This window comes from Sphingobium sp. PAMC28499, assembly GCF_004795815.1.
Classification (GTDB): Bacteria; Pseudomonadota; Alphaproteobacteria; order Sphingomonadales; family Sphingomonadaceae; genus Sphingobium; species Sphingobium yanoikuyae.
Map to the genome: position 1 here is coordinate 2,654,653 of NZ_CP039248.1, position 21,383 is coordinate 2,676,035.

General features: G+C 63.8%; 17 protein-coding genes and 1 tRNA gene. 12 read left to right on the forward strand and 6 right to left on the reverse strand.

Annotated features, from left to right (window positions below; genetic code table 11):
* Positions 1–14 precede the first annotated feature (14 nt).
* The 4 genes from E5554_RS12895 (at position 15) to E5554_RS12910 (ending at position 6,803) form a co-directional block, all read left to right on the forward strand.
* Entirely contained in the window at positions 15–800 is a 786-nt protein-coding gene (locus tag E5554_RS12895; protein ID WP_136187010.1) for an SDR family oxidoreductase, read from the forward strand.
* Between the two features lie 238 nt (positions 801–1,038).
* The gene (locus E5554_RS12900) at positions 1,039–3,324 is read left to right on the forward strand and encodes a TonB-dependent receptor (RefSeq protein WP_247594253.1); all 2,286 of its coding nucleotides are present in this window, start codon (positions 1,039–1,041) and stop codon (positions 3,322–3,324) included.
* Between the two features lie 98 nt (positions 3,325–3,422).
* Entirely contained in the window at positions 3,423–5,072 is a 1,650-nt protein-coding gene (locus E5554_RS12905) for an amidohydrolase family protein (RefSeq protein ID WP_136188351.1), read from the forward strand.
* A gap of 39 nt (positions 5,073–5,111) precedes the next feature.
* Positions 5,112–6,803 carry an amidohydrolase family protein gene (locus E5554_RS12910; RefSeq protein ID WP_136187011.1) on the forward strand — a complete coding sequence of 564 codons (1,692 nt, stop codon included), beginning with the start codon at positions 5,112–5,114 and terminating at the stop codon, positions 6,801–6,803.
* Between the two features lie 55 nt (positions 6,804–6,858).
* On the opposite strand, the gene E5554_RS12915 is transcribed toward E5554_RS12910, so the two are convergent.
* Positions 6,859–7,317, reverse strand: a complete 459-nt coding sequence (locus E5554_RS12915) for an Lrp/AsnC ligand binding domain-containing protein (protein ID WP_010336120.1) — start codon at positions 7,315–7,317, stop codon at positions 6,859–6,861.
* A 305-nt stretch (positions 7,318–7,622) separates the two neighbouring features.
* Here E5554_RS12915 and E5554_RS12920 point away from each other — a divergent pair, with 305 nt between their 5' ends.
* Together E5554_RS12920 and E5554_RS12925 are read left to right on the forward strand one after the other, a co-directional pair.
* Complete coding sequence (locus E5554_RS12920; RefSeq protein WP_136188352.1) at positions 7,623–10,037, forward strand: membrane-bound PQQ-dependent dehydrogenase, glucose/quinate/shikimate family; 2,415 nt, start codon at positions 7,623–7,625, stop codon at positions 10,035–10,037.
* A 92-nt stretch (positions 10,038–10,129) separates the two neighbouring features.
* Entirely contained in the window at positions 10,130–11,428 is a 1,299-nt protein-coding gene (locus E5554_RS12925) for a carbohydrate porin (RefSeq protein WP_136187012.1), read from the forward strand.
* A gap of 26 nt (positions 11,429–11,454) precedes the next feature.
* On the opposite strand, the gene E5554_RS12930 is transcribed toward E5554_RS12925, so the two are convergent.
* A complete protein-coding gene (locus tag E5554_RS12930) occupies positions 11,455–12,075 on the reverse strand; it encodes a TetR/AcrR family transcriptional regulator (RefSeq protein WP_136187013.1) in 621 nt (206 codons plus the stop codon).
* A gap of 86 nt (positions 12,076–12,161) precedes the next feature.
* Here E5554_RS12930 and E5554_RS12935 point away from each other — a divergent pair, with 86 nt between their 5' ends.
* Complete coding sequence (locus tag E5554_RS12935; RefSeq protein ID WP_136187014.1) at positions 12,162–13,487, forward strand: NAD(P)/FAD-dependent oxidoreductase; 1,326 nt, start codon at positions 12,162–12,164, stop codon at positions 13,485–13,487.
* Between the two features lie 135 nt (positions 13,488–13,622).
* Here E5554_RS12935 and E5554_RS12940 read toward each other — a convergent pair.
* Positions 13,623–13,699, reverse strand: a tRNA-Met gene (locus E5554_RS12940).
* A 296-nt stretch (positions 13,700–13,995) separates the two neighbouring features.
* Here E5554_RS12940 and E5554_RS12945 point away from each other — a divergent pair.
* From E5554_RS12945 to E5554_RS12960, 4 genes are all read left to right on the forward strand, one after another.
* Positions 13,996–15,405 (forward strand): circularly permuted type 2 ATP-grasp protein, encoded by a 1,410-nt coding sequence (locus E5554_RS12945; RefSeq protein ID WP_136187015.1) that lies wholly within the window; start codon positions 13,996–13,998, stop codon positions 15,403–15,405.
* A 91-nt stretch (positions 15,406–15,496) separates the two neighbouring features.
* The gene (locus E5554_RS12950) at positions 15,497–16,429 is read left to right on the forward strand and encodes an alpha-E domain-containing protein (protein WP_004212140.1); all 933 of its coding nucleotides are present in this window, start codon (positions 15,497–15,499) and stop codon (positions 16,427–16,429) included.
* A 20-nt stretch (positions 16,430–16,449) separates the two neighbouring features.
* Positions 16,450–17,316 carry a transglutaminase family protein gene (locus E5554_RS12955; RefSeq protein ID WP_136187016.1) on the forward strand — a complete coding sequence of 289 codons (867 nt, stop codon included), beginning with the start codon at positions 16,450–16,452 and terminating at the stop codon, positions 17,314–17,316.
* Positions 17,317–17,343: 27 nt separating this feature from the next.
* Positions 17,344–18,081, forward strand: coding sequence for a hypothetical protein (locus E5554_RS12960; protein ID WP_004212142.1), 738 nt, complete (start codon positions 17,344–17,346; stop codon positions 18,079–18,081).
* 11 nt (positions 18,082–18,092) lie between these two features.
* On the opposite strand, the gene E5554_RS12965 is transcribed toward E5554_RS12960, so the two are convergent.
* Positions 18,093–18,809, reverse strand: a complete 717-nt coding sequence (locus E5554_RS12965; protein ID WP_136187017.1) for an alpha/beta hydrolase — start codon at positions 18,807–18,809, stop codon at positions 18,093–18,095.
* Between the two features lie 201 nt (positions 18,810–19,010).
* Between E5554_RS12965 and trxB the strand changes: the two genes are divergently transcribed.
* A complete protein-coding gene (gene trxB, locus E5554_RS12970) occupies positions 19,011–19,973 on the forward strand; it encodes a thioredoxin-disulfide reductase (protein WP_026108917.1) in 963 nt (320 codons plus the stop codon).
* A 57-nt stretch (positions 19,974–20,030) separates the two neighbouring features.
* Here the strand turns inward: trxB and E5554_RS12975 are convergent, their stop codons facing one another.
* Both E5554_RS12975 and E5554_RS12980 read right to left on the reverse strand, forming a co-directional pair.
* Entirely contained in the window at positions 20,031–20,318 is a 288-nt protein-coding gene (locus E5554_RS12975) for an acyl carrier protein (RefSeq protein ID WP_136187018.1), read from the reverse strand.
* A gap of 27 nt (positions 20,319–20,345) precedes the next feature.
* On the reverse strand, positions 20,346–21,350 hold the full coding sequence (locus tag E5554_RS12980; RefSeq protein ID WP_136187019.1) for a GNAT family N-acetyltransferase: 1,005 nt from the start codon (positions 21,348–21,350) through the stop codon (positions 20,346–20,348).
* Between the last annotated feature and the right edge of the window lie 33 nt (positions 21,351–21,383).

Genomic DNA, 21,383 nt, shown 5'->3' on the forward strand with positions numbered 1-21,383 from the left:
CAGGAGATCCAATCATGTCCTTCACCCTCGATCAGTTCCGCCTCGACGGCAAAGTCGCGATCGTCACCGGTGCCGGCGGACGCGGCAATTCCATTGGCCGGGCCTATGCGCTGGGGCTGGCGGCGGCCGGTGCCGCAGTCGTCGTTGCTGACCTCAATGGCGAAGGCGCGCAGGCGGTGGCCGACGAGATTGTGGCCGGTGGCGGCCGCGCCATTGCCGTCAAGGTCGATGTGGCTGATGAGGCATCGACGCTGGCCATGGCGACGACGGCGAGTGATGCCTTTGGCGGCGTCGACATCCTCATCAACAATGCCGCGCTGATGGTCGACATCAGTTACGACAATATTGAGGCCGTCAGCCTCGACGCCTGGAACCGGGCCTTTGCGGTCAATCTCAATGGTGCGCTGCTCTGTGCCCGCGCGGTGATCCCTTCGATGCGGGCGCGTGGTGGCGGACGGATCATCAACCAGACGTCGGGCGGTGCCTTTCCGGCAACCGGTCTCTACGGCATTTCCAAGCTGGCGCTGGTGGGGCTGACGACCACGCTCGCCAAGCAATTTGGCAAGGACAATATCACCAGCAACGCGATCGCGCCCGGCAATGTCACTTCGGACGCCGGCAAGATGCTGGTGCCCGATGATTCCCCGTTCATCCAGTTCCTGCAGATGAGTTGCGCCCTGCGTCCGCGCGGCGAGCCGGATGAACTGGTCGGCACGGCGCTGCTTCTTTGCTCGGACGCTGGGCGATGGATTACCGGCCAGACGATCCATGTCGATGGCGGATGGGTGTTGCGGCCTTGAACAGGGGCGGGGCGTCATGGCACAAATCGCGATCAGGCCAGATGCCCGTTGCCGGATCAGCGTCCGCGATTCCTGTTCGCAAGATTGTCGGCATTTTGTCGGAATTGCCGAATAATCTGCGGATTATTTCCAAAATCGTCAAATGTTACGAAACACATTCGGCCGCCCCCTTGATACCGTTTCCTCCAGAAAAGAACAGAAATGTGGCGAGGAAAACAAATAAAAACAGGGGGTTTTTATGTTGTCATCTCACAAGGGTCGCCTTTTCAAGCTGTTGCAGGCCGGCAGTGCATTATCCTGCATGGTCGCCATGGCTGGCGGCGTCGCACAGGCCCAGGAACAGGATCAGGGCGAAATCGTCGTTACCGCGCTCAAGCGCAACACCCGCGTTCAGGACACGCCGATCGCCATTACCGCAGTCACCGGCGCCAGCCTGGAAGCAGCCGGCACCAGCAGCTTTACCGAACTGACCCGCGATACGCCCAGCCTGCGCATCGTCGATGGCGGCCCCGGCAATCGCCGCGTCATCCTGCGCGGCGTCACGGCAGCCGGTGAACCGACGGTCGGCGTCTATTATGACGAAGCACCCGTATCCGGATCGGTCGGCACCACCAGCGATGCGGCCGGCGCCACGCCCGATTTCCGCATCTTCGACGTGGAGCGCGCCGAAGTGCTGCGCGGCCCCCAGGGCACGCTCTACGGTTCCGGTTCGATGGGCGGCACGCTGCGCATCATCTTCAACAAGCCCAAGACCGACAAGATCGAGGCGGCCTTTGCCAGCACCATGTCGGCGGTCGAGGGCGGATCGATGGGCGCCTCCTTCGACGGGATGCTGAACGTCCCGCTGATCGAGGACAAGCTGGCCATCCGCATCGTCGGCAACGCCACCCAGGTCGCGGGCTATGTCGACAACAGCTATTATGGCTACAAGAATATCAACGATCCCTACACCTATGGCGGGCGCATCATGCTGCGCTTCACGCCGACCGAGGCGCTGACGCTGGACCTGAGCGCCAATTACGAGAAGGCGGCCGGTGAATCGCCGCGCTGGTATGCCGAAACCGGCAAGCGCTGGACCACCGACGCGCGATCGGAATCGGGCAATTACGACACCAACCGCATCTACAATGCGACGCTCAACTATGATTTCGGCCCGGTCGCGCTGACCGCCATCACCACTTACACCGACCGCGACCGCATCGTCGTCGGCGATGTCAGCGATACGTTCAACGGCCGCGACACCGCGGCCCGCTGCCAGACCTATCGCGGCAATGGTGCGGCCTGCTCCGCCGACGTGCTGGCCGATTATCTGTCGGATACCCGCGCCCTGCTGTCGTCCAGCCTGTATCAGCCGCAATCGGTCAAGAACTGGCTCAACGAAATCCGCCTGAGTTCGACCGGGGATGGCCCGCTCAACTGGACCGTCGGCCTGTTCAGCGAGGACCGCAAGACGGTGGTGCGCTCGACCCTGCTCAAGGCCGATCCGGACACCGGCTTCCTCTACGATCCGGACGATATCGCCAATCTCGCCTATGATCGCACCATCAACGACAAGCTGAAGCAGAAGGCGGTCTTCGCCGAAATCTCCTACAAGCTGTTCGACAAGCTGACGCTGACCGCAGGCGCGCGCTATTATGATTATAAGAAGACGGTCGGCGGCCGGATCGACATGGGCCAGGAACATTATGCGTCGGTCGTGACGCCCTATACCGAAGCCAAGTCGTCCGAGGACGGCGTGCTCACCAAGTTCAACATCTCCTATCAGGCGACCCCCGATGTGATGGTCTATGCCCAGGCCGCGCAGGGCTTCCGGCCCGGCGGCGTCAACCAGGTGATCGGCCTGTCGGCGGCGCTGGCCGCCTACACATCGGACAGCCTGTGGAACTATGAGCTGGGCTTCAAGAGCAAGATCCTGCCGCGCACCTATCTCAACATGGCGACCTACCAGATCGACTGGAGCAACATGCAGGTGTCGGCCCGTACGGCGGGTACCGGCTCGGTCTTCGGCCTCATCTCCAACGTCGGCGCGGCCCGCATTCGCGGCGTCGAGGCGGAATTCTCCACCGAGATTGCCGGCATCAGCTTCAGCGCCAACGGTTCCTACACCGATGCCAAGCTCACTGAGGACCAGGTCAGCACCATCGTCGTGGCATCGGGTCGCAAGGGCGACCGGATCGCCAATGTGCCGAAATGGAATTTTGGCGGATCGGCCGAATATAAGCATATGCTGACCGATGCGATGGATGCCGTCATTCGCACCGACGTCACCTATAATGGCAGTTCCTACAGCACGATCAGCCCGACCGACACCTATCGGCGCCGGCTGGATGATTATACGCTGACCAACCTGCGCCTGGGCGTTCAGGCCAGCGACAACAACTGGGGCGCCCATTTCTTCGTGAACAATCTGTTCAATGAACTGGCGGTGGTCAGCTCCAGTTCCAGCAGCAACACCGGCGGCAAGACGGTGGTGTTTACCGCGCCGCCGCGCACCTACGGCATCAACCTCACCAAGAAGTTCTGATCGCCTGGCACGGGGGCGGCCTGTCGGTCGCCTCCCTTTTCGGGGGCCTTATGGCGGCCCCATGATCGACACAGGGGGATGATATGTTCAAGCGACACATGTGTTTCGCCGGCCTTTCACTGCTCGCGCTGGCTGCCGGAGGGGCGATCGCCCAGCCTGCCAAGGCGCCCGTGGAAGCGGTCAAGCCCCGCGCCGGCGCCAATCCCGCACCAGCACGTGCTGCCGGCGAAGGCGCCGGCCCGTTCCGCAAGATGGTGATCCGCGGCGTCACCCTGATCGACGGCAGCGGTGCGCCGCCGCGCGGCCCGGTCGACATCGTCATCGAAAATGACGTCATCGCCGACATCTTGCCGGCCGGAACGCCCGGTCTGCCATTCAAGCAGGGACGCGCGCCGACTGACGCCGATTATGAACTGGACGCGACCGGCATGTTCGTGACGCCCGGCTTCATCGACATGCATGTCCATGGATCCACCGACGACAAGGCGCCGGACCTGTCCTATTCCTACAAGCTGTGGCTCGCCCATGGCGTCACAACGGTGCGCGGCGTCGACCTCGCCCCCATGGAAGTGTCGCTGAGCGAACGGGCACGCTCCGCCCGTAACGAGATCGTCGCGCCCCGCATCTTCGCCTATCAGCGTCCTGGCCAGGGCAAGGGCTGGACCGGTGGCCGCACCAATACGCCCGAAAAGGCCCGCGCCTGGGTGCAATGGGCGGCCAAGCAGGGGATCGACGGCATCAAGCTGCTGGACGACCCGGACCAGCCGCCCGAAGTGATGGCCGCCATCATGGATGAGGCGAAGAAGCTGAAACTGGGCACCACGGCGCATCTGTCCCAGATCGGCGTGGGGCGCATGAATGCCGAACAAGCCGGCGATGCGGGCCTTGGCACCGTCACCCATTTCTACGGCCATTTCGAATCCCTGCTGAAGAATGGCCCGGTCCAGAACTGGCCGGTCGACTATAATTATGCCGACGAGCAGGATCGGTTCGGCAATGTCGCCAATCTGGCGGAAGAAAGCGTCGAGCCGGGATCGGACCGCTGGTGGGCCTATCTGGAGCATCAGAAGGCCAATCATGTCACCTTCGACCCCACCATGACCATCTATGCTGCCGGCCGCGACCTGATGCTGGCGCGCAATGCCGACTGGCACGACAAATATACCATGCCGCAGCTGTGGAATTTTTACATGTCCTCGCGCGAGAACCACGGCTCCTATTTCTATGACTGGACCACCGCGATCGAGGTCAAGTGGCGGAATTTCTACCACAAATATATGCGCCGGATTAACGACTACAAGAATATCGGCGGGCGCGTGACCACCGGTTCGGACTCCGGCTTCATCTTCAAGCCCTATGGCTTTGGCTATGTCCAGGAACTGGAACTGCTGCAGGAAGCCGGCTTCAATCCGTCGCAGGTGATCCAGTCGGCGACGCTGAACGTCGCGCTGACGCTCTATGATCCCAGGGGCGAAGTGCCGCCGATCGGCACGGTTCGCGTCGGCAAGCTGGCGGACCTTGTCATCCTCAAGGAAAATCCGCTGCAGAATTTCAAGACGCTCTACGGCACCGGCACGCTGCGCCTCAACGAACAGACCCAGCGGCTCGAACGAGTGGGCGGCGTCAGCTACACGATCAAGGACGGCATCGTCTATGACGCGAAGAAATTGCTGGCGGATGTCGCGGACATGGTCGTTGCGGAAAAGCGGCGCATGGGCATGCCGGAACAGGGGCTGTCCCACCCGTAACGGGACGGGGCGTTATAATTCAACAGGGACGGGAAAAGAATGAAGAACAAGATGCTGATCCGGTCGGGCCTTGCTGCGCTCGCCCTCATGACGGTCGCCAGCGCCTCTCATGCGCATGATCCGGACGAATGGTATGTCGGTGGCGCGGCCGGCATCGTCAATGGCAAGAAGCCGACCTTCGTGCCCGCGCCGGCGCGCGGCAGCGCTGACAATGTCGGCCCCTTCCGCAAACTCGTGATCCGTGGCGCGACCCTGATCGACGGCACCGGCGCGCCGCCGCGCGGCCCCTATGACATCGTGGTGGAAGGCAACAAGATCACCGCCATCACCCAGGCCGGCTGGCCCGGCCTGCCGCAGGCGAAGGGGCGTGCGCCGACCGACGCCGATTATGAGATCGACGCGACCGGCATGTATGTGATGCCCGGCTTCAACGACATGCATGTCCACACCCCCGCCAGCGACAAGGCGCCGGATATGAGCTATGCCTACAAGCTGTGGCTGGCCCATGGCGTGACCACGGTGCGCGGCGTGCCGCTGGCTGATCCGGTCGTCGCCAGTTCGGAAAAGAACCGCTCCGCCGCCAACGAGATCGCGGCGCCGCGCATCTTCAACTACCAGACGCTGGGTGCCGGCTGGGACGGCGGGCCGATCGACAGCCCGGACAAGGCGCGCGCCTGGGTCAAATGGGCTGCCGCGCACAATATCGACGGCATCAAATTCTTCAATCGGCCCGAGGAGACGCCGCAGATCATCGCCGCCGCCATTGACGAGGCGCACAAGAACAGGATGGGCACCACGGCCCATCTGTCACAGACCGGCGTCGCCAATTTCAACGCCTATGACGCGGCCGAGGCGGGGCTGGATACCGTCACCCATTATTATGGCCATTTCGAATCCCTGTTGAAGGACGGAACGATCCAGCGCTTTCCGTCCGACTATGACTATAACAATGAACAGCATCGCTTCGGCGAGGTGGCGGAAATCTGGAACCAGACGGTTGAACCGGAATCCGAACGCTGGTGGGATTATCTGAAGCATCAGAAGGAGAAGCATGTCACCTTCGACCCGACGATGAACATCTATGCGGCATCCCGCGACCTGATGCGGGCGCGCAATGCCGACTGGCAGAATCTCTACACCACGCCGCAGCTCTGGGCCTATTTCCAGTCGACCCGCGACAATCACGGCTCCTATTTCTACGACTGGGGCACCGAGAACGAGTTTGCGTGGAAGAAATTCTACAACAACTATTTCAAGCTGGTGAACGACTATAAGAATATCGGCGGCCGGGTGACGGTCGGCACCGATTCCGGCTTCATCTACAAAGTCTATGGCTTCGCCTATATCGAGGAACTGGAACTGCTGCGCGAAGCCGGCTTCTCGCCGCTGGAGATCATGCGCTCGGCTACCATGTGGGGTTCGCAGACCCTCTACGAGCCCAAGGGCATGGCGCCGCCGACCGGCGTGCTGCGCGTCGGCATGCTGGCCGACATGGTCATCACCAAGGAAAACCCGCTGGCCAATCTCAAGACCCTCTATGGCACCGGTCATTCGCGCCTGAACCCGGAAACCAACAAGCAGGAAATGGTCGGCGGCGTCAGCTACACGATCAAGGACGGCATCGTCTATGATGCCAAGAAGCTGCTGGCCGAAGTGGCCGAGATGGTGAAGGCGGAAAAGGCGCGTACCGGCCAGGCCGGCGCCGGCCCGGCCAATCCCAACGCCATGTAAGCTTCAGATGTAAGGTCCAGGCAACGGCGCCCGAACAGGGGCGCCGTTGCCGCCATCACAGCGGTAGCGCCGTGGTCGACTTGACCTCTTCCAGCACCGCATAGGTCCGCGTCTCGCGCACACCCGGCATGTCGACCAGTTCCTCGGCCAGGAATTTCCGATAGGCGGCCATGTCCTTCATCCGCACCTTGATCAGATAGTCGAAACCGCCGGCCACCATATGGCATTCCAATATGTCCCGCTGCCGCCGCGTCGCTTCGGCAAACTGGCGGAAGATGTCGCCGGTGGTGCGGTTGAGCAGCACTTCGATGAAGATCAGCAGCGGCCGCTGGTTCAGATGCGGATCGAGCAGCGCGACATAGGAAGAGATATAGCCATTGTCGCGCAGCTTGCGCGTCCGGTCGAAACAGGCCGATGGCGAGAGGTTGCAATGCTTGGCCAGATCCTGGTTGGTTATGCGACCATCGGTCTGAAGCTTGTTCAATATCTTCCGGTCAGTTTCGTCCAGGTTCATCGAAACCCCCAAAACGCTAGCAGTTGGCCAAACCTCAACGATATCTGTGCAAGTCGCGGAAAATGCTGGGCTGCGATCCCATGGGCTCATGCCGGGGATAACGTATCGCTGTGGGAAACCCTCAGCGGCATCGCACGTCCCCTCGCGGGATTAGCGCCCAACTTGCCAGCGAGGCAGGAGTGTACTAAATGGTACACAATGTCGCAGCCGTCAGGGCTGGGCGACTCGATCGGCCTGTGGACCCGTGGGCACCGCTCTCCGACGACCATAAGAGATGAAGGAGGTGCCGCGTGTCAGGCACGAAAATGCACGGCCAGCCGCTCGTTCGCGGTTGGCTGCTTCTGTTGGGGGCGGTGATCCTTGCCGCTGGCCTCTTTTTCGCCATTGGCGGCGGCAAGCTCGTCAGCCTGGGCGGCAGTCCCTATTTCCTGATCGCCGGCATCGCGCTGGTCCTTGCGGGCGGCCTCATTGGCCTGCGCAAGACCAGTGGCGGCCTGCTCTTTGGCGCTACCTTCCTGCTGACCATTTGCTGGGCGTTGTGGGAAGTCGGCTTCAGCTTCTGGCCGCTCATTTCCCGCCTGCTGGCGATGGGGGGCGGCGCGACCGTCGTTGCGCTGTCTTATCCGCTGCTGCGGCGCGGCGACGGTTCTGCGCCCGCCTGGCGGCCTGCATTGCTGATGGCAACGCTGGTCGGCCTGGGTTCGGCGGCCGGTGCCGCCGGCATGTTCATGGTTCATCCGACCGTGCCCTTTGCCGGGCAGGTGGCTTCGCTGGTGCCGGTCGATCCGGCGCGCGAGCAGAAGGACTGGACCGCCTATGGCAATACGCCAGGTGGCAGCCGCTTCGTCGCGCTCGACCAGATCACCCGCGACAATGTGAACAAGCTCAAGGTCGCCTGGACCTATCGCACTGGCGACGTCGCGCAGAGCGACGGCAATGGCGCCGAGGACCAGAATACCCCGCTGCAGATCGGCGACACCCTGTTCATCTGCACCCCGCATAACAATGTCATCGCCCTCGACGCCGATACCGGCCGCGAAAAGTGGAAGACGCTGATCAATGCCAAGGCCTCGGTCTGGATGCGCTGCCGGGGCCTGGCCTATTTCGACGCCCATGCGCCGATCCAGCAGCCGAGCCTGCCGGGCGCAACGCCGGTGACGGCAGCGACCGTGCCGGCCGGCGCCGCTTGCCAGCGTCGCATCCTGATGAACACCATCAATGCCGAACTGATTGCGCTCGATGCCGACACTGGCAAATTCTGCCCTGATTTCGGCACCAATGGCCGGGTCGACCTGAAGGCTGGCCTGGGCAATGCGCCCGATCCCCAATATCAGCTGACCTCCGCGCCGACGCTGGCGGGCACGACCGTCGTGGTTGGTGGCCGTGTGGCTGACAATGTACAGGTCGATATGCCGGGCGGCGTGATGCGCGGCTTCGACGTCATAACGGGCAAGCTGCGCTGGGCCTTCGATCCGGGCAATCCGGCGATCACCGGCGCGCCGGCGGCAGGCAAGACCTATGCCCGGTCGACCCCCAATGTCTGGGCCGCCATGTCCTATGATCCCGCGTCCAACACCGTGTTCATGCCGGTCGGCAGCGCCTCGGTCGATCTCTATGGCGTCACCCGCAGCGCGCTCGATCATAAATATGGCGCGTCGATGCTGGCGCTCGATGCCACCACCGGCCGTGAGAAATGGCATTTCCAGACCGTCCATAACGACCTTTGGGACTTCGACCTGCCGATGCAGCCGAGCTTCGTCGACTTCCCCATCGATGCCGCCCGCAAGGTGCCTGCGCTCGTCTTCGGCACCAAGGCGGGGCAGGTCTATGTGCTCGATCGCGCCACCGGCAAGCCGCTGACGGACGTCAAGGAAGTGCCGGTCAAGCCGGCAAATATTCCGGGCGAGCCTTATTCGCTGACCCAACCCAAGTCGCTGGGCATGCCGCAGATCGGCGTGGGGCCACTGACCGAGGCGGACATGTGGGGCGCCACCCCGTTCGACCAGCTGCTCTGCCGCATCGCCTTCAAGGGCATGCGCTATGAAGGGCTTTACACCGCGCCGGGCACCGACAAGTCGCTGAGCTTCCCCGGATCGCTGGGCGGCATGAACTGGGGCGGCATCTCGACCGATCCGACCAGCGGCACCATCTTCGTCAACGACATGCGCCTTGGCCTGTGGGTGCAGATGTTCCCGCAGACCGCAGCGCAGAAGGGCCAGTCGGGCAGCGCGGGCGAGGCGGTCAATACCGGCATGGGCAGCGTTCCGCTGAAGGGCACGCCCTATTCGGTGGTGAAGGACCGCTTCCTGTCGGCACTGGGCATTCCCTGTCAGGCGCCGCCCTATGGCACGCTGACCGCGATCGACCTCAAGAGCCGCGCGATCAAATGGCAGGTGCCGGTGGGCACGGTGCGCGACACCGGGCCGATGGGCATCCGCATGGGCCTGCCGATCCCGATCGGCATGCCGACGCTGGGCGGTACGCTGGCGACGCAGGGCGGCCTGGTCTTCATCGCCGGCACGCAGGATTTCTACCTGCGCGCCTTCAATGCGGCGACCGGCGCGGAAGTCTGGAAGGCCCGCCTGCCGGTCGGCAGCCAGGGCGGCCCGATGAGCTACAAGTCGCCCAGAAGCGGCAAGCAATATGTGGTCGTGACGGCGGGCGGCGCGCGCCAGTCGCCTGATCGGGGCGATTATGTGATCGCCTACACGCTGCGCTGAACCATGGGCGGGGCGGCCCGGCGCCGCTCCGCCTGTTTGTCGTCATCATTCATGTCACCGCGCGCAGATGTGCCGCGCGGAAGGGAGGGGCTTTGGCCCAACATCTTCACCATCATGCCCGCCTGACCGTGGCGATATTGCTGACCCTGCTGCCGGTTGCGGGCGCCCATGCGCAGGAGACCGCGCCGGAAAAGCCGGTGGCGGCCCCGCGCGAGACGCTGACCGGCGACTGGGGCGGGCTGCGCACGCGGCTGAAGCAGGCGGGCGTTACGGTGCGCGCGGACTATGTCGGCGAAGCCCTTGCCGCGGTCGATGGCGGCCAGCGGCAGGGCAGCGCCTATACCCAGCAATTGCGCGCCAGCCTCGATTTCGACATGGACCGGATTGTCGGCCTCTCCGGCGGCATCGTGCATGTCACCATCAACGACCGGCGCGGCGTCGGCCTCTCTTCCGACATTGTCGGCAATCGCCTGCCGATCCAGGAGGCGGCCGGCGGCAATTATACCCGCCTGTCGGAGCTCAGCTACGAACAGAATATCGACAATGGCCGGCTCAACCTGCGCCTGGGCTATTTCGCCATGGGCAATGATCTGGGCGGGATGATCCTGGGCTGCAATTTCGTCAATGCGGCCTTCTGTGCCCATCCGCTGTCGGAATCGGGCAATAGCGGCTGGTATAATTATCCCAATGCCCGCTGGGGCGCGGCGGTGCGTTATCGCATCCGGCCGGATCTGGCGCTGCGCACCGGCGTCTATCAGGTCAATCCGCGGCTCAACGATCCCGACAATGCCTTCCGCCCCTTTGCCGGCGGCACGACCGGCGTGCTGTTGCCGCTGGAGCTGGAATATGATCCCGGCATCGCGCCGGGCAGCCATGTGCTGCCGGGCCATTACAAGATCGGCGCCTATTATGACACGTCACGCGCCGCCCGGCGCGGCGAGCAGGGCAGGCTGCGTGGCCGCTATGGCGTCTATGCGCTGGCCGACCAGATGATCCTGCGCGAAGGGACGGGTAATCGCGGCCTCTCCATCTTCGCCCAGTTCACCGCCAATCCGGAGGCGTCGGCCCAGATCACCCACTGGTATGCCGCCGGGCTGGTCAAGACCGGCACCTTTGCAGGGCGGGACGCCGACAGCATCTCGATCGGCATCGTCCATGCGCAGGTCAATCCGCGCCTGCGCCGCGCCGAGGCCGATGCGCAGGCTATTCCCGGCGGCTATGCCGCGCTGCCGGTGGGCGAGACCGCGATCGAAATGAGCTATGGCATCCAGCTGCGGCGCTGGCTCAGCATCCGGCCGGACGTCCAATATATTCTCGATCCCGGCGCCTTTTCCTATCGCCGTACCAATGATGCGCTGGCGCTGGGCGGCCAGGTCAAGATGCAGTTCTGATCCGGTCCATGGTCCCGGCCCAGCCTTCAGCCTTCTGCCCGGCAGTAGCGCAGCACATTGTCGATCACCTGCGCGCGCCGCCGCTCGGCGGCCGCTTCGCTGGTCATGTCGACGCCGAAGATCGCGTGGAAACTGTGGCGGTTGGACACGAAGTAGAAGGCCAGGGCGCTGATCGTCATGTGCAGGTCGACGGCGTCCAGCCCGGCGCGGAAGCTGCCATCGGCAATGCCGCGATCGATCAGCGCCTGGGTCTTGGGCAGGACGATCTCATTATGCCCTTCCGAAATCTCGCCGACATGCGGGCCGCCCCGGATATTCTCGTCCATCACCAGCCGCACCAGTTCGGGATGGTTGAAATGATAGTCGAAGGTGAGGGCGGTCAGCCGCTCCAGCGCGGCAAGCGGTGGCAGGTCGCCCAGTTCGGCCTCAAGCTCGGCCGATCTGATGCCGCGATAGGCTTCGGTCAGGACCGCGCGATAGAGCCCGTCCTTGCTGCCGAAATGATAATAGATCATCCGCTTGGACGTCGCGGTCGCGGCCGCAATCTCGTCCACCCGCGCGCCGGCATAGCCTTTTTCCGCGAAATGCTGGGTCGCGATCGCGACGATGTCGCGCCGGTTGCGTTCGGTGAAATTCTGCTTGTCCACGCCTCGCTTTGCGATGCCGGGCGGCCTATTGCAATGCACAACCGGCGCGCCGGATCGCGATCCGCCGGTCTGTCGATCGAGGAGGAATGCGCTTGATCCCCGACAAGAAGACCCAGATCGTCATCGTCGGGGGCGGCGCCGCCGGCCTCGAACTCGCGCGCAAGCTTGGTGCGCGCTACGGGCGCAAGCGGCATGACATCATCCTGATCGATCGCAACCGCACCCATATCTGGAAGCCTCTGTTGCACGAGGTCGCGACCGGATCGCTCGACGCCAGCCTGGACGAGGTCGGCTATCGCAGCCACTGCCATCGCTGGGGCTATCGCTATCTCTATGGCACGTTGCAGGGCATCGATCGGGCCGCGCGGCGGGTCCATGTCGCCCCGGTGTTCGATCCCAAGGGGCGCGAGGTGGTGAGCGCCCATTCGGTGCGCTACGACTATCTGGTGCTGGCCTACGGATCGGTCACCAATGATTTCGGGACGCCGGGCGTTGCCGACAATTGCCTGTTCCTCGACAGCCGGGCCCAGGCCGACAGTTTCCGAGACCAGTTGCTCGACCATTGCCTGCGCGTGTCGCGCGCCATGTCGGCCGATCCCGCGTCGGATGCGCGGGTGCGGATCGCGATCGTCGGCGGTGGCGCCACCGGGGTCGAACTGGCCGCCGAACTCTACAATGCTGCCGATGCGCTGGGCTATTATGGGCTGGAGGTGTTTGATCGCCAGCGGCTCGACGTCACCCTGCTGGAGGCGGGACCACGCATCCTGCCGGCCTTGCCCGACCGACTGGCCGACGCCGCGCGCGAGGAACTGGAGGTGCTGGGCGTCAAGGTGCGCGCTGGCGTCGCCGTCACCGCCTCCACGCCTGAGGGGATGGAGACGAAGGATGGTGGCTTCGTCCCCGCCGATCTTCAGGTCTGGGCCGCCGGGGTCAAGGCGGCGGCGATCCGCGATGGCCTGGATGGGCTGGAACTGTCCCGCGCCGGTCAGGTGATCGTGCGCCCGACGCTACAGAGCCTGGCCGACGACCGCGTCTTCGCGATGGGCGATTGCGCCTCCTGCACGCCACAGGGCGCCGATCGGCCGATCCCGCCGCGCGCGCAGGCCGCGCACCAGATGGCCGACACGGTGTTCGCCAATCTCGGCCGGCTGATGGCCGATCGCCCGCTCAAGAGCTTCGTCTACAAGGATCATGGCTCGCTGGTGTCGCTCAGCCGCTATTCGACGGTCGGATCATTGATGGGCAAGCTGGTCGGCGGGCGCATGGCGGTGGAGGGGCGGCTGGCCCGCTTCGTCTATATGTCGCTCTATCGCATGCATCTGCTCGCCGTTCACGGCAACATACGCGGCCCCGCGCTGATCCTGGTCAGCCATATCAACCGCTTCGTGCGCCCGCGCCTCAAGCTGCATTGAGGCGCCGGGCGGCTGCGGCGGCAAGCGACAGGGCCATCACCACAGAATTGCTGTGATCAGGTTGAGACGGGTGGCGTCTGCGGCCTGGTCTGTCGCTTGAATGCGCCCCAAGGGCCATTTTCGATGTCTTGGAAATGGTAGCGGAGGAGGGACTTGAACCCCCGACACGCGGATTATGATTCCGCTGCTCTAACCAGCTGAGCTACTCCGCCCCATGGGCCTCGCAGGGGGTGTTTCCCTGCGGTGAGGCGGCGCTATACGCAGGGGATGGACGGTGGTCAACGGGGCGATTGCAAAAATCTGCATTCTTTTTTTAACGCCCTGCCAGAGGCCCCATCGCGCGCTCGTTTGCGCGCGTAGAAACGATCGGCACGACCTATTTCCGCAATCCTGACATCGCCGAAGGAACGCTTTTTCCGCTCCGCCATTTTTGTCTTGCAATCGCAACGATGCGGCGCACTATTGTTGCAATGCACAACCGGCCGAGGGCCGAGGGAGGAACGACAACTTGCCCTTCCATGAAATGTTTGAGCCTGATGGTTCGCTGCGCCCCTGTTACGACGAAGTGCAGAAATGGGTGGAGCGGACAGGCATAGCCGGGCTCAATCGTCGCATGGATGAGGCGGAAGCGATCTTCCGGCGCATCGGCATCACCTTCGCCGTCTATGGCGAGGGCGGCGACCCGGAACGACTGATCCCCTTCGACCTGCTGCCCCGCATCTTCACAGCGAATGAATGGCGCATCCTCGACAAGGGCATCCGCCAGCGCGCCCGCGCCCTCAATGCCTTCCTGCACGACGTCTATCATCGCGGGGAAATCGTGAAGGCGGGCATCATGCCGGCCGACATCATCTATCGCAACAGCGCCTATCTGGCCGAAATGGCCGACTTCACCCCGCCGGGGAAGGTCTATAGCCATATCGTCGGCATCGATATCGTGCGCACCGGGCCGGGCAGCTTCGAGGTGTTGGAGGATAATTGCCGCACCCCCTCGGGCGTGTCCTACATGCTCGAAAATCGCGAGATCATGACGCGCATGTTCCCCGAACTGTTCGCGCAGGGCATGGTTGCGCCGGTCGACGATTATCCCGCCGAACTGCTCAAGAGCCTGAAGGAAGTCGCGCCGCCTGCCTGCAAGGGCGATCCGGTGGTGGTGGTGCTGACGCCCGGCTCGCTCAACAGCGCCTATTATGAGCATAGCTTCCTTGCCGACCTGATGGGTGTGGAACTGGTCGAGCCGGCCGATCTGTTCGTCGACAATGACCGGGTCTGGATGAAGACGACGCTCGGCCCCAAGGCGGTCGACGTCATCTATCGCCGCATCGACGACGAATATATCGACCCGCTGGTCTTCCGCCCCGACAGCCTGCTCGGCGTCCCCGGCATCTTCAGCGTCTATCGCAATGGTGGCGTCACGCTGGCGTCGGCCCCCGGATCGGGCATCGCCGACGACAAGGCGGTCTATATCTATGTGCCCGAGATGATCCGCTTCTATCTGGGTGAGGAGCCGATCCTCGACAATATCCAGACCTGGCAATGCTCCAGGCCCGACGAAATGGCCTATGTGCTGGAGCATCTGCACGAACTGGTGGCCAAGGAAGTCCATGGATCGGGCGGCTATGGCATGCTGATCGGTCCCAAGGCGAGCAAGGCCGAGGTCGAGGCCTATGCCGAGCGGATCAAGGCCAATCCCGGCGAATTCATCGCCCAGCCGACGCTCGACCTGTCGACCGTGCCGACGCTCGGGCCGGCGAGCGTGGTCGGCCGTCATGCCGATTTCCGCCCCTATTGCCTGGTCGGCAAGCAGTTGCGGCTGGTCCCCGGTGGCCTGACCCGCGTGGCGCTGACCGAAGGGTCGCTGGTGGTCAATTCCAGCCAAGGCGGCGGGGTCAAGGATACTTGGGTGTTGCAGGATTGATGGGCGCGGCCGCTTCTCTTCTTTCGATTATCCCTGATGATGCAGGGCCGGGCGCAAGGACGTCGGCCCCCACGGTGAAAAGAGCCAAGACATGCTGAGCCGGACCGCCGAAAATCTCTTCTGGATGGCGCGCTATATGGAGCGCGCCGAAGCCACCGCCCGGCTGCTGTCGATGGGGCAGCGCATGGCGATCCTGCCGGGCGCGCATCATCGCGACGAATGGCGATCAGTCGTGCGCGCGACTGGGGCCGGGCATCAGTTCCCGGACGGCGTGCCGGTGACGGAAAGCGATGTCGTGTCCTTCCTGATGCTGGACGCCGACAATCCCAGCTCGATCCGCTCCTGCCTGCTCAAGGCCCGTGCCAATGCTAAGTCGGCGCGCACGATGCTGACCCAGGACATGTGGGAGGCGCTGAACGACGGCTGGCGCAAGCTCGACAGCTATGACGTGGCCGAGGCCAAGGCGCAGCTGCCGGCCCTGATCGACTGGGTGAAGACTCGTGTCATGACCTTCCGCGGCGCGGCCCATTCGGGCCAGCTGCGCAATGAGGGCCATGATTTCCTGCGCTGCGGGTCGGCGCTGGAGCGGGCGCAGATGACGCTGCGGCTGCTCGATGTGAAATATTATGTGCTGCTGCCCGAGACCGAGGTGATCGGCGGCAATCGCGACCATTATCAATGGACGTCGGTGCTCTATGCCCTGTCTGGTGCGCGCGCCTATCATCATGTCTATGGCGGCACCTATACGCCCTGGCAGATCACCGACTTCCTGATGCTCAACCGGCTGTTTCCGCGCAGCGTCGCCTATTGCTGCGATCAGCTCGCCTATCGGCTCAACCGGCTGGCCGGCTGGCACAATGCGCGCGGCACCTGTCATGACACGGTGAAGCAACTGGTGAGCGAATTGGAGGAACTGGACGCTGGCGAGATTTTCCGCCGCGGCCTGCATGAAACGGTGCAGTACAGCCTGATGATGAGCAACCGGCTCGGCGTCGAAATCGCCGAAACCTATCATTTCGGCTGAAGGGGGAGGGGAAGCGCGCCATGAAATTGCTCGTCCGTCACCAGACCGTCTATGGCTATCCCGCCTCGGCCGGCCGCGTCGCCATGCGGCTGAAGCTGGTGCCGGTCGATACGCCGGGCCAGAAGGTCCATGACTGGCAGGTCAGCATCAATGGCGAGGCGCTGACCAATTTCCGTCCCAATAGCTATGGCGAGATGGAGGCGGTGTGGGTCCGCCATGATAGCCTGAACGAGGCGGTGATCGTTGCCGAGGGGCTGGTCGAGACGCGCGAGACCCATGGTATTGGCGGCCTGCCGCAATGCCGGGTCGATGCCCGCTATTTCCTGCGCGACACGGCGCTGACCAGAGCGTCCGATGCGATCCGCGCCATGGTCGCCGCTCTTCCCGAGGGCGACGGGCCGCTGGCGCAACTCCATGCCCTGTCGGCCGCGATCAGCGACGCGGTCCAGTATCGATCGGGCGTGACCGGTGCCGACACGACCGCGGCGCAGGCCTTCGCGCTGGGTGCTGGCGTGTGCCAGGATCATGCCCAGATATTCCTTGCCGGCGCGCGCCTGCTGGGGGTGCCGGCCCGCTATGTCTCGGGCTATCTGCTCGCGGCCGAGGGCGATCTGCTGCACGAAACCCATGGCTGGGCCGAAGCGCTGGTGCCGGGGTTGGGTTGGGTCGGCTTCGATCCGTCCAATCGCGTCTGCGTCACCGAACGCTATCTGCGCCTGGCCAGTGGCCTGGATGCCGACGAAGCTGCCCCGATACGGGGCTCCGTTACGGTCGCGGGCGATATCAGCATTGACGCCGATGTCCGGATCGCGCAGGCGGAAGACGGAGTCGAGGAACGGCAATTGCAACGCCAGCAACAGCAGAGCACGCCCACGCCCCGCTCCTAGGGTAGAGATAAGCAGGACTTCGGGGCGATGACCTATTGTGTGGCGGTACGCGTGGACCAGGGGCTGGTCATGCTGTCGGACACCCGGACCAATGCGGGCATGGACAATATTGCCCGCTTCCGGAAAAGCTTCACCTATCATGTCGAGGGTGAACGGGCGATCACCTTGCTCTGTTCGGGCAATCTGTCGATCACCCAGGGGGTGAAGACGATGCTGTCGCGCGCGATCCGCGAGGCGGAGAGCGACCCCGAGGTTGAAACCATCCTTAATTGCGACACGATGCACCGCGCGGCGCAGCTGGTGGGCGACGCGATGCGCACCATGCAGGGCCGCTATCGTGAGAGCATCGCCATGGACGGATCGGCCGCCAGCGCCTCGATCATGATCGCGGGCCAGCGCAAGGGCGGCAAGCCGCGCCTCTATCTCATCTATTCGGCCGGCAATTTCATCGAGGCGACCGAGGACACGCCCTTCTTCCAGATCGGCGAGCATAAATATGGCAAGCCGATCCTCGACCGCATCATCCAGCGCGAGACGAGCCTGGAGGACGCGACCAAGGCAGTGCTGGTGTCGATGGATTCGACCCTGCGTTCCAACCTGTCGGTCGGCATGCCGCTCGACCTCACCGTGATCGAGACCGACACGTTCGACTTCCGCGTCCGCACCCGGATCGAGGCGGACAATGAGGAATTCGCCATGATTTCGCAGGGCTGGTCCGCCGCCCTGCGCAAGGGGTTCGAGGATCTGCCCAACGTCCTGGATTAAGGGGAGGGGGCCTAACCCGCCACCTCCATCAGCATGGTTGCGACCGCCTCCGGCTCGGTGATCATCAGGTCATGGCCGGTATCGATCTCGAAATTGCGATGCCCGTCCAACTGGCGGGCCCGGGCCTCGTCCGGGCTGTTCTGCAAGGCATGGGTGCAATTGATATTGGTGCGCGGCAGGCGAAAAGCGGCGTCGCCATTTTCCAGCCGTAGCGGCTGGCCGAAGCATTTCCACGGATGCGGCGTCAGCCGCGCCTCGGTCCAGGCGACATCGGCCGGATCAGTGATGCCGAAGAAGCCTGCCATGCCGGGAAAGGGCCACATGACCAGTTCGATCCCGTCGACGGTGCGGCCCATGGCACGGGTCGGCTCCATCTGCGCGGGGGCCACTATTTCCAGCGATTCCCCGTCCCTGGGGTGGGCGGCATCCAGATAGACCAGTTCGCGGATGCGCGCGGCCGCGCGATCGGCGACGCCGGTGATCACCATCCCGCCATAGCTGTGCCCGACCAGGATGACATCCTCCAGCCCCTCGAACGTCATCAGTGCCACCACATCTTGGATATGCGTGTCGAGATCGATGTCGGGGTTCAGCAGATGGGCGCGCTCGCCAAGGCCGCTCAGCGTCGGGCAGTGCACCTCATGCCCCGCCGTGCGCAGCCGCCGCGCGACCTTCTGATAGCACCAGCCGCCATGTCCCCCGCCATGCACCAGCACGAATGTCGCCATGCTCCGTCTCTCCCAATGACTATCGATCCGCCATTTGTGATACATAATGGATCATAGGGCAACGCGGCTTGTGCAACGCCGAGGCGATGCTGCGCCTCAACCTTTGGCCGTCCCAAGCAAATCTCCTGCCTAACTCCTGCTTGCGCGGGGGCTGGCAGGGCCTATCTCTGGCGGCCACACGAATCGCAGCTGGAATTATCGATGACCGCCACTCACTCCACCCGCATGCTCATTCTCGGTTCCGGCCCGGCCGGCCTGTCCGCCGCCATTTATGGCGCGCGCGCGGGTCTGGCGCCGATCGTGGTGCAGGGTATGCAGCCGGGCGGCCAGCTGACCATCACCACCGACGTCGAAAATTATCCCGGTTTCAAGGATGTGATCCAGGGCCCCTGGCTGATGGAACAGATGCAGGCCCAGGCCGAACATGTCGGCGCGCAGATGATGTATGACCAGATTGTCGACGTCGACCTCAGCGAGCGACCCTTCAAGCTGAAGGGCGACAGCGGCACCCTCTATGTCGCCGACACGCTGGTCATCTGCACCGGCGCCCAGGCCAAGTGGCTGGGCGTCGAGGGCGAGGAGCATCTGCAGGGCAAGGGCGTCAGCGCCTGCGCTACCTGCGACGGCTTCTTCTATCGCGGCAAGAAGGTCGTGGTCATCGGCGGCGGCAACACCGCGGTCGAGGAGGCACTCTACCTCACCAACCACAGCCATGACGTGACCCTGATCCACCGCCGCGATTCGCTGCGCGCGGAAAAGATCCTGCAGCAGCGCCTGCACGCCCATCCCAACATCAAGGTGCTGTGGAACAAGGCGGTCGACAAGTTCGTCGGCGGCGGCACGCCCGAAGGCCTGGTCGGCGTCGATCTGATCGACACCGTCACCGGCGAGAAGTCGCATGTGCCGACCGATGGCGGCTTCGTCGCGATCGGTCACCACCCCGCGACCGAATTGTTCGACGGCAAGCTGCCGCTCGATGAAGGCTATATCGTGGTGGAGAAGGGCACGACCCACACCGCCATTCCCGGCGTCTTCGCCGCCGGCGACGTCACCGACAAGATCTACCGCCAGGCGGTGACCGCAGCCGGCATGGGCTGCATGGCCGCCCTCGACGTCGAACGCTTCCTCGCTGAAGCCGACTTTGAGCAACTGGTCGACGCGTAAGAAAAAGGGCTGGGCCGGAAACGGCTCAGCCCGAACTTCTTTGGGAAAGGGCGGCTTTCAGCCCAGCTTGGCGCGCAGGAAGGCGACTAGCGTGCCGAAGGTCTCGAACGTGTCGCCGTCGATATCCTCATCCTCGATCAGGATGTCGAAGCGATCTTCCATTTCGGTGAGCAGGCCGGCGACGGCCATCGAGTCCAGCTCGGGCAGGGCGCCGAACAGCGGCGTGTCGGCGTCGAACGCATCGGCCCGCTCCTGCGACAGGCTCAGCACGTCGCGCAGAAGCGCCCGCACCAGGGTTTCGATATCGTCTGTCCGGTCGACCGGCTGAGTGGATTGCGCCCGCATGATGGCGGCTATCTAATGGCTCGCCGCCTATCCGACAAGCGCGGAAATGCAGGTGCGCGCGGCGGGAATCCAGCTGGATGCGCGGCGCGGATTGAACAGGTCGATCTGATGGAGTGGAATGCGCTCGTCCATCCACTCGCGCTTATAGTCATTGTCACCGGTGCCATAATCGATCGTCGCGACCCGATCATGGTCGATGGCATGGGCGAACATCGCATGGCTCAGCAAGGTGCCGGGCGATCCTTCGTCCTGGGCGCTGTCATGGGCCAGCTTGTGGATCAGCGCCGTGCCATGTTCCACCGTCCATAATTGGGTCGCCACGGCGCGGCCGTCCAGCCGGGCAAAGCCCAGCCGCAAGGTGCCGGCATCGCTTTCCCGCTGGGCCATGGCGCGCAGGAAGTTGAGGCCAGGCTCGGGTGCCTTCCAGCTATGCGCCTGGACATCGACATAATCCTGCCACAGCGTAACGGTCAGCTTGTCATGGATGCTGAGGTCGTAACGCTCCTGCCGGGCCTTGCGCCGCACCTGGTTGCGCAACCGGCCGGGGCGCTGCGCCCAATAGCTAGCGAAATCCCGGCCATCGACATGCAGCAGATATCGGCCGCCCATCGGCCGCTGCACCGCGAGCCAGCCGGCGCGGCGAAAGGCGCCGATCAGCGGGCCGGGCAGGGCAAGCGGATAGAGGTTGATCTGCGCCTGTTCGCGCAGCAGATGGCGGGCGATATTTTCCAGCAGCCGGGCCTGTTGCCGCGCGTCCGGCGCCCCCAGGAAAATCGGGCTCCAGGCGAAACTATACCAATTGGCAAGGGCAGTTAGGCGACGAGCTGAGGGCGCGAGAAGGAACAACCACGCCTCGCAGGCGTCCTCTATCTGTTGGAACACCCTGAGCGGGGTGTCGCCAAGGCAAAGGGGGTGCAATGTTTCAAACCAGTCCAGCCGGTCGAACAGGCTGTCGATATCGTCGCGGTCCATCCGGCCGCCGATCGCCAACCGCACTTCCGACAGCGTCCGATATTCCCTTGGGACCAGCAACCTATTATCTCCCGGCACCTTAGCTGCCCTTAG